The sequence below is a fragment of the Streptomyces guryensis genome (assembly GCF_021261325.1).
Taxonomy (GTDB): Bacteria; Actinomycetota; Actinomycetes; order Streptomycetales; family Streptomycetaceae; genus Streptomyces; species Streptomyces guryensis.
The window spans coordinates 267,297-282,362 of the sequence record NZ_JAJSBI010000004.1 but is presented as its reverse complement, the minus strand read 5'-3'; the positions used below and the strand labels follow the sequence as shown (position 1 = coordinate 282,362).

General features: G+C 71.6%; 12 protein-coding genes. 6 read left to right on the top strand and 6 right to left on the bottom strand.

Annotated features, from left to right (window positions below; translation table 11 throughout):
• Nucleotides 1-21: 21 nt before the first annotated feature.
• The gene (locus tag LJ657_RS10800; protein WP_232648213.1) at nucleotides 22-2,106 is read right to left on the bottom strand and encodes a YhgE/Pip family protein; all 2,085 of its coding nucleotides are present in this window, start codon (nucleotides 2,104-2,106) and stop codon (nucleotides 22-24) included.
• A complete protein-coding gene (locus LJ657_RS10795; RefSeq protein ID WP_232648212.1) occupies nucleotides 2,078-2,833 on the bottom strand; it encodes an ATP-binding cassette domain-containing protein in 756 nt (251 codons plus the stop codon). The genes LJ657_RS10800 and LJ657_RS10795 overlap by 29 nt, the downstream gene beginning before the upstream one ends.
• 172 nt (nucleotides 2,834-3,005) lie before the next feature.
• Here LJ657_RS10795 and LJ657_RS10790 point away from each other — a divergent pair, with 172 nt between their 5' ends.
• From LJ657_RS10790 to LJ657_RS10780, 3 genes are all read left to right on the top strand, one after another.
• Nucleotides 3,006-3,572 (top strand): SAV_6107 family HEPN domain-containing protein, encoded by a 567-nt coding sequence (locus tag LJ657_RS10790; protein ID WP_232648211.1) that lies wholly within the window; start codon nucleotides 3,006-3,008, stop codon nucleotides 3,570-3,572.
• Nucleotides 3,573-3,744: 172 nt separating this feature from the next.
• Nucleotides 3,745-4,515, top strand: a complete 771-nt coding sequence (locus tag LJ657_RS10785; RefSeq protein WP_232648210.1) for a methyltransferase — start codon at nucleotides 3,745-3,747, stop codon at nucleotides 4,513-4,515.
• A gap of 277 nt (nucleotides 4,516-4,792) precedes the next feature.
• Nucleotides 4,793-5,185, top strand: coding sequence for an SCO2097 family morphological protein (locus LJ657_RS10780; protein WP_232648209.1), 393 nt, complete (start codon nucleotides 4,793-4,795; stop codon nucleotides 5,183-5,185).
• 111 nt (nucleotides 5,186-5,296) lie between these two features.
• On the opposite strand, the gene LJ657_RS10775 is transcribed toward LJ657_RS10780, so the two are convergent.
• From LJ657_RS10775 to LJ657_RS10760, 4 genes are all read right to left on the bottom strand, one after another.
• Nucleotides 5,297-7,801 (bottom strand): transglutaminase TgpA family protein, encoded by a 2,505-nt coding sequence (locus LJ657_RS10775; RefSeq protein WP_232648208.1) that lies wholly within the window; start codon nucleotides 7,799-7,801, stop codon nucleotides 5,297-5,299.
• Complete coding sequence (locus LJ657_RS10770) at nucleotides 7,798-9,171, bottom strand: DUF58 domain-containing protein (RefSeq protein WP_232648207.1); 1,374 nt, start codon at nucleotides 9,169-9,171, stop codon at nucleotides 7,798-7,800. The genes LJ657_RS10775 and LJ657_RS10770 overlap by 4 nt, the downstream gene beginning before the upstream one ends.
• Nucleotides 9,171-10,211 (bottom strand): AAA family ATPase, encoded by a 1,041-nt coding sequence (locus tag LJ657_RS10765; protein ID WP_232648206.1) that lies wholly within the window; start codon nucleotides 10,209-10,211, stop codon nucleotides 9,171-9,173. Before LJ657_RS10765 ends, LJ657_RS10770 begins: the two co-directional genes overlap by 1 nt.
• 238 nt (nucleotides 10,212-10,449) lie before the next feature.
• A complete protein-coding gene (locus tag LJ657_RS10760; protein ID WP_372487897.1) occupies nucleotides 10,450-11,058 on the bottom strand; it encodes a beta-class carbonic anhydrase in 609 nt (202 codons plus the stop codon).
• A 359-nt stretch (nucleotides 11,059-11,417) separates the two neighbouring features.
• Here LJ657_RS10760 and rsmH point away from each other — a divergent pair, with 359 nt between their 5' ends.
• Genes rsmH through LJ657_RS10745 form a run of 3 tightly spaced genes read left to right on the top strand, consistent with a single transcriptional unit; the run spans nucleotide 11,418 to nucleotide 14,879 of the window.
• Nucleotides 11,418-12,374 carry a 16S rRNA (cytosine(1402)-N(4))-methyltransferase RsmH gene (gene rsmH, locus LJ657_RS10755; RefSeq protein WP_269786292.1) on the top strand — a complete coding sequence of 319 codons (957 nt, stop codon included), beginning with the start codon at nucleotides 11,418-11,420 and terminating at the stop codon, nucleotides 12,372-12,374.
• A gap of 58 nt (nucleotides 12,375-12,432) precedes the next feature.
• The gene (ftsL, locus tag LJ657_RS10750; RefSeq protein WP_232648204.1) at nucleotides 12,433-12,936 is read left to right on the top strand and encodes a cell division protein FtsL; all 504 of its coding nucleotides are present in this window, start codon (nucleotides 12,433-12,435) and stop codon (nucleotides 12,934-12,936) included.
• A 5-nt stretch (nucleotides 12,937-12,941) separates the two neighbouring features.
• Nucleotides 12,942-14,879 carry a peptidoglycan D,D-transpeptidase FtsI family protein gene (locus tag LJ657_RS10745; RefSeq protein WP_308117019.1) on the top strand — a complete coding sequence of 646 codons (1,938 nt, stop codon included), beginning with the start codon at nucleotides 12,942-12,944 and terminating at the stop codon, nucleotides 14,877-14,879.
• Nucleotides 14,880-15,066 lie beyond the last annotated feature (187 nt).

The window sequence follows — 15,066 nt, the reverse complement described above, 5'->3', positions numbered from 1 at the left end:
CTGAGGACGTCACCTCCGGGCTCACAGGCTCAGCTCCGGGTGCAGCCGGTCCAGCGTCCACACCTGCCGGCGGCGGGCGGACACCGCGGTCAGCGCGAGGGCGCCCGCGGCGAACGCGACGAGCACCACGCACGCGTGCCACACCGGTCCCAGGCCGCCGCCCGTGATGAGCCTGCGCAGGGCGCCCACGATGTAGCTCATCGGGAGGAAGGGGTGGAGCGCGTTGAAGAAGCCGGGGCTGGTCTGCACCGGGTAGGTGCCGCCCGCGGACGTCAACTGGAGCATCAGCAGGGCGAGGACGAGGATCCGGCCCGCCGCTCCGAAGCGCGCGTTCAGCCACTGCACGATCGCCCCGAAGCACGCCGTGACCAGGAACAGGAAGCCGATCGTTCCGGCCGCCCGGGTCATCTGGAGGCCGATCGCCCAGTGCAGTACCGCCATCAGGGACACCGTCTGCAGGACGCCGATCGCCACCACCGGGAGCCAGCCGGCCAGCGCGATCCGCCACGCGGGGGCGCCCGTGGCGAGCGCGCGCCGGTTCATCGGCGGGATCAGCATGTACGCCACCATCGCGCCCACCCACAGGGACAGCGGGATGAAGTACGGGGCGAACCCGGTGCCGTAGTTGGGCGCCTTGTGCAGGTCCTTGGAGACCAGCTTGACGGGGTCGGCCATGACGTCGGTGCGCCGGTCGCGATCCTGCTTGTCGTAGTCGGGGATCTTTCCGGCGCCGTCGTGCAGGCCGCCCGCGAGTTTCCCGGAGCCGTCGACGAGCCTGAACATGCCGCCGTTGAGGGTCTCGGCGCCGGTCTTCAGCTTGCCGAGGCCCTCGTCCAGGTCTCCAGCGCCGCTCGTGGCGGTACCGAGCCCCTGGTGCAGCTTCCGCGCTCCGGCGGCGACCTTTCCGGCGCCCTCGTTCAGCTTGTTGATCTTGGAGACGGCGTCATCGAGGTCCTCGGACAGGTGCGGCGCCCGGTCGGCGAGCGCCTGGGCCTGCGTCTGGAGTGTGGCCAGGTTGCCGTCGAGCTTCTTCAGGTCGCCGTGCTGGTCGCCGATCAGCGAGTTCAGGTCGTCGGCGACCGTCGCCACGTCGGCGGCCGCGTCCTTCGCCTTCTTCAGGTCGGAGCAGGCCGGATCCGGCAGTACGGCGTCCTCGCAGCGCGCCCGGTAGACGTCGTTCAGTGCGGTGGAGGCCGCGTGGGCGCCCTTGGCGGCGGCCGGGGCCGTCTTCACCAGGGTGTCCAGGTTGTCGCGGATCGCCTTCGAGGAGTCGGCGACGAGCCGGGCGGTGTCCCCGATGGTCTTCTCGTTGCCCTTGAGGAAGGGGCCCACCTTCTCGTCGATCCCGTCGACCTTGTCGGCGAGCGTCTGTGTGCCCGCGGCGACCTGCTTCGAGCCGTCCGCCAGGGCGCCCGCGCCGGTGTCGAGCCTCGTCAGGCCCTTCGACAGCCTGCCGCTGCCGTCCTTGGCGTCCTTCAGGCCGTCGGCGAGGTCCTTGGATCCCTGCTCCGCCTTGCCGATGCCGCCGTTGAGCTGGTCGGCGCCGTTCGCTGCCTTCACCGTCGCCCCGTGGATGTCGGAGAACGAGATGAAGATCTTGTCCAGGAAGGACCGCGACGCCTTCGTGGACGCGGCCTGGCGCACCTCGCTGAAAACCGTCCGGGAGATCTGCCCGACGATGTAGTTGTTGGCGTCGTTCGTGCGCACCTGGAGCGCGCCCGTCTCCGGGGAGGCGCCCGCACTGGACGCGATCCGCTTGCTGAAGTCCGACGGCATGGTCAGCGACAGGTAGTACGTCCCGTCCTCCACGCCCGCGCGTGCCTCGCCGGCACTCACCTCGTGCCAGTCGAAGGTGTCGCTGTCGCGCAGCCCCTCGGTGATGGCGTCGCCCGCAGCGATCTTCTTCCCGTCGGCCGTCGCCCCCTTGTCGTCGTTGACGAGCGCCACGGGGATGCGGTCCAGACGGCCGTACGGGTCCCAGAACGACCACAGGTACAGCGCGCCGTACAGCAGCGGCAGCACCAGCAGCGCCACCAGTGCGGCGCGCGGCAGCCTGCCCCGGCGGAACCGCCTGAGCTCAAGAGCGGCCAGTTTCGGCGAGCGCATCGGCCTTCCCCTTCCCCGTGATGGCCTTCTCCGTTGCGGCCTTCTCCGTTGTGGCTACGACGACCGTGTCCTGTGGGGCCTCGCTGCACACCGCGACGACGGTCGTCCCGGCCCCGGCGATCGACCTCAACAGCGTCCAGACCTCGGCGCGTTCGGCGTCCGAGAGCTTCAGGTCGGTGTCGTCGACGCCGAGCAGCCTGGGGCGGCCGAGCAGGGCGAGCGCGATGGACAGCCGCAGCGCCTCCAGCCGCTCCAGGTCGCGTACGGCCGTCCGGGAACCCTTGGGCAGGGCCTCCCGGTCCAGCCCCGCGGCGGCCAGTGCGGTGTCGATCCGCTGTCTGGCCTCGGCCGTGCGCTCCTTGCGCGGCCGCAGCAGCGCGCGCAGCGAGTCGGCGAACCGCCGCTGCAGCAGGGCCCGTTCGAGCAGATGCTCGCCCACGGTCAGGGCCGGTTCGAGGTCGGTGACCCCGGCGACGTGCGCGAGCCCGCTGACCCGGCGCACGGCCGCCATCTGCTTGGGCAGTGTCCATTCACCCACCGCGGCTGCTCCCGCGGTGGGCTTCATCCGTCCCGTGAGCGCGAGCAGCAGGCAGGTACGGCCGGACCCGGACGGTCCCTCGATCGCGATCAGCGAGCCGGGCTCCGCGTCGAACGTGACGTCGCGGAACGCCCAGCCGCGAGGGCCCCTGACTCCCAGGCCGCGGGCCGTGACACCGATTCCGGGCACGGTTCCCCCATCCCCTGTAATTGAACTGACTGGTCAGTGCAAAAACTACTCCGAACCTTCGATCGAAGCAAAAGTGCAGGTCGGAACGGATTGTCAGTGGCATACCGCACGATGGGCACATACGGCATCCCGTATCAGGGCATGCCGTCACGCAGACGACAGGAGGTTCGTCATGGCCAGCTATCACGCAGCCGCCGCCCGCCGGCGCCGCGCCACCGGCCCTGCCCCCTCACTGACCGGCCCGGCGAGCGACGTCCACCCGGTGCTCCGCCGGTCCACGGCCCCGCCCGCCGCCCTCGACCTGCTCGCCCAGGCCCGCGCAGGACTTGACGAGGCAGCAGTCCTCGAAACGCCCAACGAGCGCTATGCCACCGCGCACCTCGCCGCTCTGCGCACGGCCGCCGCCGTGCTCGCCGCGCGAGGCCGCCCCGAGCCCACCTCCCGACGCCGCGCCCGCATCAGGAGCGCCTGGGAAGTGCTCCCCGAGATCGCGCCCGAACTGACCGAGTGGAGCGCGCTGTTCGCCTCCGGGGCGCGGCGCCGCGCCCTGGCCGAGGCGGGCATCCAGGGCGCGGCCGGCCGCCGGGACGCCGACGACCTGATACGCGACGTGGCGATGTTCCTGCGCCTCGTCGAGCGGATGCTCGTCCTCCAGCCGGTCCTGCCGCAGCCGCGCCAGGACGCCGACCATCCGCAGGCCGACGCGGAGAGCGACCGCGGCTTCCCCGACACGGGCTGAGCGCGTCCGCCGTACGAGACGTTCGGCGGGCAGGCCCGCGCGGTGACCAGGTGGGGCGGCGGAGGCAATAGGGTGGAGGGCGCCTGAAGCCTTCCCTCCGTACCCCGGCCGGGGAGGCGCCCCGTTCGCTCCGCCGTGCAATGGGCGGTGCCGCGCCGAGGAGTCAACTGCCGTGTCGGATCCGAGCCGCCCCCGCGCCTCCCTCCGTACCGCCGTGGTCTGGGAGGTCCTCCAGGACGCCCTCGAACGCCGGGTGAAGGCCACCGGGCGGGAGTCGCTGGACGTGCTCGACACCGGGGGCGGCAGCGGCAAGTTCGCGGTGCCCGTCGCCCGCCTCGGCCACCGGGTCACCGTCGTCGACCCCAGCCCGAACGCGCTGTTCGCGCTGGAGCGCCGCACCGCCGAGGCCGGCGTCGCCGATCGGGTGAAGGGTGTCCAGGGCGACGCCCACGGCCTCTTCGACGTCGTCGAGCGCGGTGGCTATGACGTGGTGCTGTGCCACGGCGTCCTGGAGTACGTCGACGACCCGGCCGAGGGCGTGCGCAACGCGGTGGCCGCCCTGCGCTCCGAGGGCGTCCTCAGCGTGCTCGCCGCCGGCCTCGGCGGCGCCGTGCTCGCACGCGCCCTCGCCGGCCACTTCAAGGAGGCGCGGCAGGCCCTCGCCGATCCGAACGGCCGCTGGGGCGCGGGCGACCCCGTGCCGCGCCGCTTCACCGCAGAACAGCTCACCGGGCTGGTCGAGGGCGCGGGCCTCAGGGTCGGCGCGGTGCACGGCGTGCGGGTCTTCGCCGACCTCGTCCCGGGCGTCCTCGTGGACACCGAGCCCGGTGCCCTGGAGGCGCTGCTGAAACTGGAGGAGGCAGCGGCGGAACTCCCCGCCTTCCACTCCGTGGCCACCCAGCTCCATGTGCTCGGCGAGACACAGGGGGCCACCGAGGCCTGAGCCGCCTCCTGTGGTGCGCCGCTGATCAGGGACTTGGCCGCACATGGAGTACGCCACAGGCCCCCCGATCGGGCGTTCAGCGCCGTATGATCGAGGGAGACCGCTCGGCATGACGGGTCGGCCGCTGGGGAATGCAAGATTCAGCGAGCCGGGACGTCCATGGCGGATTCCGGTTGGCCAATTGGCGTAGAGGGGCGGGTTTCACGGGGGCGATTCCCTGCCTATCCTGAAGGGACCCCCCGGGTCGCCCCGGCGACTGCACGATGAGGAGGACTCCGTGCCGCTCTCGGAGCACGAGCAGCGCATGCTCGAGCAGATGGAGCGAGCGCTGTACGCCGAAGATCCCAAGTTCGCGACAGCGCTTGAGGGAAGCGGGCTGCGTACGTACACCCGGCGACGGGTCTACCAGGCGGTCGCGGGCTTCCTCGTGGGTATCGCGCTCCTCATGGCTGGAATGGTCGCCAAGCAGGTCTGGCTCAGCGTGGTGGGCTTCCTGGTCATGCTGGGGTGTGCCGTGCTCGCCGTGACCGGCTGGCGCAAGGCCCCCAAGCCGGGCGAACAGCCCGCGGCCGGTGCTCCGCACGCGCGCCGTCAGGGACGGCAGAAGCGTTCCATGATGGACCGCATCGAGCAGCGGTGGCAGCGCCGCCGCGACGAGCAGGGCCACTAGCCCGGCTCCCACCGTTCATCGCGGACGGTTCCTCGCAGACGCAGGTGAGGGGGTGACCACCCCGCCGGGGTGGTCACCCCCTCACGTATGCCCGGAAGAGGGGCGGTGCCGTCAGCCGCTCTGCTGCCCGGACGGGCGTCGCACCAGCGTCGACCAGCGGTCGGCACAGCGGGCCTTGAAGGCAGTCCAGCGGTCCGAGAGGTCCCACACCGCGCGGATGGCCGACCGGGGCGCCACGACCGCCCGCACCCGGGTGGTCCAGCCGGCCCCGGACCGCAGTGCCGCCCGCAGCCTGCGCACATCGTCGGCCAGTCCGGGCACGTCCTGCGGCTCAGGCGCGAACAGCACCTGCTCCACCGCACCCGCCACCCGGTGCACCGATTCGGCGGTCGCCGGATCCAGTTGGCCGAGCCGCACGATGCGTGCGGCCGCCTTGCGCGGGGTCAGCGCGTCGTCCGGCACGATGCCGTAGTCCCAGGCCGTGTCGGTGAGTTCGCGCCAGACGGCCAGGACGTGGCCCGCGGCGACCTCCGCGGCGTACCGCGCATCCGCCTCGACCGGCAGGGCCGTCACGTCGACGTCGCCCGTGCTCCCCGCGTCCGCGTCCCGTGCCTTGCGGCCGTCCCGGCTCAGCGCCGGGCCGGAGACGGTGTGCTGGGCCGAGGCCAGTCGCACCGAGCGCCGCCGCAGCCGCCACAGCATGGGCAGCAGCGGCACGGCGACCGCCAGGAGCCCCAGCAGGGACCATCCGGCGATCTTGTACCAGGGAAGACCGTCGTCGCCCGGCGTGGCCGTGTTCAGCGGGAGCGCGGCGGCACAGGCATCGAGCCTCTTCTGCTGCGGCGAGCAGCTCGTGCTCGCCGACGGCGCCGCCGACGCCGACAAGCCGGCCGACTGCGAGGACTGCGGCACGGGCGGAAGGTTGCTGTCCGGCGTGTCCGACTGTGTGTACGACGGGGTCACGCCCCGGTTCGGCGTCGGCTCGAACCGGGTCCAGCCCACGCCCTCGAAGTACAGCTCGGGCCAGGCGTGCGCGTCCTTCAGCCCCACCGACACCGAGCCGTCCGCCTGCGGAGTACCCGGGGCGAAGCCCACCGCGACCCGGGCCGGTATGCCCAGGCTGCGGGCCATCGCCGCCATCGCGAAGGAGAAGTGGACGCAGAAGCCCTGCTTGTCCTTCAGGAACTTGGCGATCGCCTGGGGGCCGGTGCCGACCTGCACCTGGGTGCTGTACTGGAAGCCGCCGCTCAGGGCGAAGTAGTCCTGGAGCTTGACCGCCTGCTCGTAGTGGCTGGTCGCGCCGTCGGTGACCTTGCGGGCGGTCCTGGCCACCACCGCGGGCACCGAGTCCGGCAGCTTGGTGTAGTCGCGCTTCAGGGACGCGGGCGGCTCAGGGGCGTCGGCGAGCTGCTCCGCCGTCGGCTGCACATCGAGGCTCTTGACCAGATAGGTCTTCCCGCGGGTGGTCTCGCCGTGGTCGCCCACCAGCGTCATGCCCACCGGTTCGTAACGCCATTTCCCGCCGACGTCCACGCCGCTGGGCGGGTAAGGCATCGGCAGCCAGTCCTGGGCGTACCAGTCGGCCGCCGAGATACGGGTCTCTATCTCCGCCCGCTTGACGTCCCCACCGAGGCCGGCCGGGGTCGGGAAACTGTCCGGTACACCGGTGACGTGCCGTTTGGACGGCTTCCAGGTGCTGCCGTCGAAGTCGTCCAGGGACACGATCCGCAGATACAGATTCGAGATGTCGTTGCTGTTCGTCTTCAGGGACATGACCTGGCGGTCCTCGTCCACGTTCAGACTGTCGCGCAGTGACACCAGCGGGTTCACCGCCGAGATGGTGCCACCGCTTCCGTTGCCGTTGCCCACGCCGGTCCGGGCCGCGTCCAGCAGGCCGCCGTTCATCGCGGGCAGGGCGATCGGCACCATCAGGGCGACACCCAGGGCGACCGCTCCGATACGGCGCCCGGTACGCACCGGCGCCACCGCGCCGAGCTCCCCGCCCGGGTTGCGCGCCGCCCCGCCGAAGACCCGGCCCCACTGCGAGAGCCGCTCGCGTCCCTCGGCCAGGAGCAGCATCAGATAGCCGGCCGCCGCGACCAGGAACCACAGCCAGTCGGTGCCGCCGTCGGACAGCCCCGCGGCCACGGAGTACAGCGCCAGCAACGGCAGCCCCGCCGGGGCCGCGCTGCGGAAGGTCACCGCGAGGGCGTCCACCGCGAGGCCGATCACCAGGACCCCGCCGAGGATCATCAACCGGATGCCGGCCGATTCCAGGGGCGCCGGGATCGCATATCGCGCGATGTCGTCGCTGCCCTGCTGGAGCAGGTCCGCGAAGTGACGGAACGCGCCGGGGCCGGGGACGATGCCCATGAGGGCCTGCTGCCGTGCGAAGACCAGGGTCAGCATCATCAGCGTGACCAGCGCCTGCGCCGCCACCGTCAGAGGCCGGGCCAGCGGCACCCGCCGGGTCGCCGCGCCCACGCCCGTCTGCACGGCGAGCATGGCCGCCACCTGGATGATCCAGGTGGACGGCGAGACCAGCGGCAGCAGGGCGCAGGACGCCATCAGCGTGGCCGCCCAGGCGCACAGCGCCAGTCGTGCCCGCCCGCTCATGAGCCCGCCCCCCCACCGTTCGTCCCGCTCGTCGCGGCGAGACCCGTGCGATCGCGGTCCGCCTGCCGCCACAACTCGGCGAGCGGTGCGGCCCGCGGCACCTTCAGGGCCGTCCAGCCCGCCTCCCGCAGCATCCGCAGCCGTTCCTCGCTCCTGTCCAACGGGCCGGGCACATCGCTCGGTTCCCGCACCCAGGCGCTGCTGTCCAGCAGGAAGGCGACCGCGCCTCCGCTGCGCTGCCGCATCTTGGCGGCCACCGCCGCCTGCTCCTCGTCGAGGTCGCCGAAGAAGGCCACCAGCAGTCCCTCGTTCCCGCCGCGCAGCACGTCGTACGCCCTCGACAGGCCCGCGCCGTCGGAGTGGTCGACGACCGCGAGGGTGTCCATCATCAGCCCGGCCGCGTCCGCCGTCTCCTGGCTGGCGCCGGCGAACCCGTCGGCGCCCTCGCCGGGAACCGAGTTGCCGGTGTCGGTCAACAGCCGTACGGAGAAGCCCCGTTCGAGCATGTGCACCAGGACGGACGCCGCGCCCGAGACCGCCCACTCGAAGGCCGAGTCGGGGCCCGCGCCCTGGAAGGCGAGGCCCCGGGTGTCCAGCAGCACCGTGCAGCGGGCGCGCTGGGGCTGTTCCTCGCGGCGCACCATCAGCTCGCCGTAGCGGGCGGTGGAGCGCCAGTGGACGCGGCGCAGGTCGTCGCCGTAGCGGTAGCCGCGCGGGATCACGTCGTCCTCGCCGGCCAGGGCGAGCGACCGCTGCCGCCCGTCGCCGTACCCCTTCGCCTCGCCGGCCAGCCGCACAGGCGGCAGCGCCTCCACGCGCGGGATGACCGTCAGGGTGTCGTACGTCGAGAAGGACCGGGTCAGCTCGCACATCCCGAACGGGTCGGTCAGGCGCAGTTGCAGCGGGCCCAGCGGATAGCGGCCGCGCAGGTCGGAGCGGACGCGGTAGGACACCTCGCGGCGGCCCCCCGGCTCCACCCGGTCCAGTACGAAGCGGGGGCGCGGGCCGAGCACGTAGGGCACCCGGTCCTGGAGCATCAGCAGGCCCGTGGGCAGCCGCGAGACGTTGTCCATCCGCAGATGGACGCGGGCCTCGCTGCCGGCGGGCACGCGCGCGGGGGTGAGCCGGCGGCTGCCGGCCACCCGGTAGCGCGTGCGGTAGAGGAACAGCGTGCAGATCAGAGGCAGCACGGCGAGCAGCAGGCCGACCCGCAGCAGGTCGCTCTGTCCCAGGACGTAGGCGCAGATGGCGGCCGCGATACCGGCGGCCAGGAAGGAGCGTCCGCGGGTGGTCAGGCCCGCCAGAGCGGTACGGACGCCGCCCTTCTCGCTGTGGCCTGTGTCCGGGCGGCCCGGCCCCCCGGTGGTCATCACAGCCTCCGCGGCGGCTGCTGGGGGTACGCGGGCGTACCGCGACCGAGGCCGCCGAAGCCGGGCTGCTGCTGGGGCGCCGCGGGCACCGCCGTGCGCTGCAGGATCTCCTGCACGACCTGCTCCGAGGTGCGGCGGTTGAGCTGGGCCTGGGCGGTGGGCAGCAGCCGGTGGGCCAGGACGGCGACCGCAAGGGCCTGCACGTCGTCCGGCAGGGCGTACTCCCGGCCGCTCAGGGCGGCGGAGGCCTTCGCCGCGCGCAGCAGGTGCAGCGTCGCGCGCGGGGAGGCGCCGAGTCTGAGGTCCGGGTGGGTGCGCGTGGCGGAGACCAGGTCCACCGCGTACCGCCGTACCGTTTCGGCGACGTGCACGCCGCGGACGGCCTCGACCAGCTTCACGATGTCGTGCGCGTGGGCCACCGGCTGGAGGTCGTCGAGCGGATTCACCCCGCCGTGGATGTCGAGCATCTGCAGCTCGGCGTCCGCGCTGGGGTAGCCGATGGAGACCCTGGCCATGAAGCGGTCGCGCTGGGCCTCCGGCAGCGGGTAGGTGCCCTCCATCTCTACCGGGTTCTGCGTGGCCACCACCATGAACGGGCTGGGCAGCTCGTAGGTCTGCCCGTCGATGGTGACCTGGCGTTCCTCCATCGACTCCAGGAGCGCGGACTGCGTCTTGGGCGAGGCGCGGTTGATCTCGTCGCCGATCACGATCTGCGCGAAGATCGCGCCCGGCTTGAACTCGAAGTCCCGGCGCTGCTGGTCCCAGATGGACACACCCGTGATGTCCGAGGGCAGCAGGTCGGGGGTGAACTGAATACGTCGCACCGAACAGTCGATGGACTTGGCCAGCGCCTTGGCCAGCATGGTCTTGCCCACGCCGGGGACATCCTCGATCAGAAGATGTCCCTCGGCGAGCAGTACGGTCAGCGAAAGCCGTACGACCTCGGGCTTGCCCTCGATCACTCCTTCCACCGAACTGCGGACCCGCTCCACAGTGGCAGTCAGATCTGTAAGGCTCGCTCGATCGTCATAGGTCGTCACCCGGCCCTCCTCGGCCCGTTCTTTCTCCGGGCCGTCGCTCTGCGATGCGGACCGGCCCACCCCGAAACACGGACACCACGCGTGAATGGTCCCGCGTGACGCCACACCCCGCATTCTTGCTGCCGTTACCGTTTCGTGTCACTCGACTGTGGACAACCGGCTGCGGTATGTCGGGTTTTGTGACGCTTGGGCTCCAGAGTGCGAGGGATTTGCGAAAAACGAGAAGGGCCGGACGCCGTTACGCGGGGTCGATCTCGCGCAGCAGACCCGTCTTCACGTCGAAGACGAAGCCGCGTACGTCGCCGGTGTGCTGCAGGAACGGCGAGGTGCGCACCCGCTGCATGGACTGCCGTACGTCCTGGTCGACATCCGCGAAGGCCTCCGCCGCCCAGGCGGGCCGCTGGCCGACCTCCTCCTCCAGCTCGGTGCGGAAGTCCTCGGTGATCGACTCCATGCCGCAGCCCGTGTGGTGGATGAGGACGATGCTGCGGGTACCGAGCTTGCGCTGGCTGATGGTGAGCGAGCGGATCACGTCGTCGGTGACCACACCGCCGGCGTTGCGGATGGTGTGGCAGTCGCCGAGCTGCAGGCCGAGTGCCTGGTGCAGGTCGAGGCGGGCGTCCATGCAGGCCACGACCGCCACGTGCAGAACGGGGCGGGCGTCCATGCCGGGGTCGGTGAACGCGGCGGCGTACCGTCCGTTCGCCTCGACCAGGCGGTCGGTGACGGTGCCGCCGCGTATGGCGCCCTCGGACTCGGTGGGAATGGATGCGGAAGTCGTCATACCTGTGACGGTACTGGTCACAGACGATTGGGTCGCGGTGTGAGAGCGGGAGAAGAGCGTCATCACAGTCCTCTTGTGAGGTAACCCACATGGGTGGCGGAGGTAAAGCCGTACGGGTGATTTTCCCGGATTTGCCGCTTCACACTCACGCCGGGGCGCGACGCGCAGGCCAGTTGATTGACCGCGAGACACCGTGGACTAAAGTGACGCGAAGCGGGAGGCGAGGCTCTCCCTGCTGGACGGAAATCCCCGGAGACCCCGGCTCGCGCACGGACGGTCTCCCCACGTGCGCGGCGCGTACGTACGGCTCGGCCTCCTCCCGCTCCCGGTCGGCTGACGCTCCTGGCGCCGGCAGGCCTCCCCTTCACGAGCGGGCGGGGACCCGGCGGTGCGTAGGCCCGCGCCGGATCTGAGAGGGCCCCTTGAGCCAGAGTCGACACGTCCCGGTGATGCTCCAGCGGTGCCTGGACCTGTTGGCCCCTGCCCTGCACCGGCCGGGAGCGGTGGTCGTCGACTGCACCCTGGGTCTCGGCGGCCACAGCGAGGCCCTGTTGACGCAGTTCCCCGAGGCCCGGCTGGTCGCCCTGGACCGCGACAAGGAGGCGCTGCGGCTGTCCGGCGAGCGGCTCGCGCCCTTCGGTGAGCGGGCCACCCTGGTGCACGCCGTCTACGACGAGCTCCCGGACGTACTGGACCGGCTCGGCATCGCGCGCGTGCAGGGCGTCCTGTTCGACCTCGGGGTCTCCTCCATGCAGCTCGACGAGGCCGACCGCGGCTTCGCCTACGCCCAGGACGCCCCTCTGGACATGCGCATGGACCAGACGACCGGTGTCAGCGCCGCCGAGGTCCTCAACACCTACCCGGCCGGTGAACTCGTCCGGATCCTGCGCGCGTACGGCGAGGAGAAGCAGGCCAAGCGGATCGTGGGCGCCGTCGTCCGGGAGCGTGAGAAGGAGCCGTTCAGCAACAGCGCGCGGCTCGTCGAGCTGATCCGGGACGCGCTGCCGCAGGCCGCCAAGCGCACCGGCGGCAACCCGGCCAAGCGCACCTTCCAGGCCCTGCGCATCGAGGTCAACGGTGAGCTCTCCGTCCTGGAGCGGGCGATCCCGGCCGCCGTGCAGGCGCTCGACGTGGGCGGACGGATCGCCGTCCTGTCGTACCACTCGCTGGAGGACCGCCTGGTCAAGCAGGTGTTCGCGGCCGGCGCCGCCACCACCGCGCCCCCCGGGCTGCCGGTCGTCCCCGAGCAGTACCAGCCCCGGCTCAAGCTGCTCACCCGCGGTGCCGAACTTCCCACCGAGGAAGAGGTCGCCGAGAACCGGCGGGCGGCTCCGGCGCGGCTGCGCGGAGCCCAGCGCATCAGGGAGTCCATCGAATGAGGGGCGTGAACGAGTTGGCGAGTGAGTGGGCCCGGGAACCGGAGTCACTGGAGGCCGAGTGAGCAGGAAACCCGAACTGAAGGGGCGGGCCGCCCGTCTCGCACGGCTCATCCCAGGAGCGGGGAGCCGGGCGCAGGCGGCCCGTACCCCGTTCGTCCTTCTCGTCGTGCTCCTCCTCGGCGGCGGCCTGATCGCCCTCCTGGTGCTGAACTCCGCGCTCAGCGAAGGCTCGTTCAAGCTCGACGACCTCCAGAAGGACACCAAGAGCCTCACCGACGAGGAACAGGGGCTCCAGCGGGACATCGACTCCTACTCCGCTCCGGAGGCCCTCCAGCAGCGCGCCCGCGAGCTCGGCATGATGCCCGGCGGAGACCCCGCGTTCCTGAATCCCAACGGCACCGTCAAGGGCGTCCCGTCGGTGGCCGGCGAGCAGTCAGTCAGCCGGGCCGTCGCTCAGTCCGCGGTGCAGATGCCGCTCGTCCTGCTCCCACCGGCGCCCGCCGCGGCCCCCGCCGCCCCGGAAGCCGATCCCGCCCAGACGACCACGAACCCCGGCAGGTGACGGAAGTGTCCGACAGGGAACCGCCGCGCCGCCGCGTGCCCGGCCCCGCGCGCCCCGCCGCCGGCGCCCGGCGCCCGGGCCCCGGCGCGCGCCGCCCGGCGCCGGGCCGCCCAGGGGCCTCCAACGCCCTGCGGCTGGGCAGCCCACGCCCCCGGCTGCGTATGGTCAGCCTGGCCCTCACCCTGGTGCTGATCGCCTTCGTCGTACGGCTGCTGCAGGTGCAGGCCGTCGACGCCAGCGCGTACGCGGCCAAGGCCGACCAGAACCGATACGTCGGCCATGTGCTGACGGCCGAGCGCGGCGGCATCCTCGACCGCAACGGCGTGGCCCTCGCGACCAGCGTGGACGCCTACGACCTCACGGCCGACCCCACCATGTTCACCCGCGACCAGCTGAAGATCGGCAACGGACCCGAGCAGGCGGCCGCGCTCCTCGCGCCGATCCTCGGCATGGAGCAGGACACCCTCCTCCACAAGCTCCGCCCCCAGAACAAGAAGCTGCGCTACGTCCTGCTCGCTCGTCGGCAGACCCCGCAGGTCTGGAAGCAGATCAAGGACCTGAAGAGCGCGCTCACGGCGAAGGGGGAGAAGGACAAGTCCACGGTCAACGTCCTCGCCGGCGTCTTCGCCGACCCCAGCAGCAAGCGGATCTATCCCAACGGGGACCTCGCCGCCGGGATACTGGGCTGGGTCAACGACCTGGGCAAGGGCGGCGGAGGCGTCGAGCAGGAGCTGAACAGAGAGCTCGCCGGCAAGGACGGCAAGATCCGTTACGCCCAGTCCGGCGGCCGTCTGGTGCCCACCGCGGGCTCAACCGAGACCCCCGCCGTGCCCGGCAGCGACGTCGAGCTCACCCTCGACCGCGACATCCAGTGGGCCGCGCAGAACGCCATCACCGAGCAGGTGAGGAAGTCCGGGGCGGACCGCGGGTACGTGATAGTGCAGGACACCCGCACCGGCGAGATCCTCGCGATGGCCAACGCGCCCGGCTTCGACCCCAACGACCTCTCCAAGGCGAACCCGAACGCCCTGCACAACTGGGCCGTCGAGGACGCCTACGAGCCCGGCTCCACCGCCAAGATCATGTCGATGGCCGCCGTACTGCAGGAGAACGTCGCCACCCCGCTGACGCATGTCGTCGTGCCGAACCGGCTGCACCGCGGCGACCGGCTCTTCAAGGACGACATCGACCACGACACCTGGAACCTCACGCTCAACGGCGTGCTCGCCAAGTCCAGCAACATCGGCACCATCCTGGCCACCGGCCAGCTGGGCAGCACGCAGGCGCAGGCCAACAAGGTCCTCTACTCGTACCTGCGCAAGTTCGGCATCGGCAGCTACACCGGACTCGGCCTCCCCGGCGAGACCAAGGGCATCCTCGCGCCCCCCGAGAAGTGGTCGACGTCGCAGCAGTACACGATTCCTTTCGGCCAGGGCCTGTCCGTCAGCGCGCTGCAGGCGGCGTCCATCTACTCGACCATCGCCAACGGCGGCGTACGCATCGAGCCCAGCCTGGTGCGCGGCACGAAGGGGCCCGACGGGCGCTTCACCCCGACCGCGAAGCCCAAGAAGACCAGGGTCGTCAGCGCGAAGACGGCGAAGACCCTCGCCCAGATGCTGGAGTCGGTCGTCGACGACCGGGAGGGAACCGGCAACAAGGCGCGCATCCCCGGCTACCGGGTCGCGGGCAAGACGGGTACGGCCAACCGCGTGGATCCGGCCACCGGCCAGTACCGCGGCTACACCTCGTCGTTCGCCGGATTCGCACCTGCGGACAACCCCCGCATCACCGTCTACTGCGCCATCCAGAACGCCACCAGCGGGAGTTACTTCGGCGGCCAGATCTGCGGACCCATCTACAAGGAGGTGATGGAGTTCGCACTGAAGACCCTCCAGGTCCCGCCCACGGGTGCGCCGGCCGCGAACCTGCCCGTCACCTTCTGATCAGTGCAACCAGCCAGGAACGTTCCGTGACCATGATCACTCCCGACTCCGGCAACCCGGGCGCCCCCAGCCCCTCACCCACCCGTCTCCCGCCCCCGCCCTTGCCGGACCGCGCTGCGCGCGGGCCCCTATTTAGCTCGCAAGCGGGTGCGCCCGGTACGCTCACCGCCGTGCCACACGCTGATCA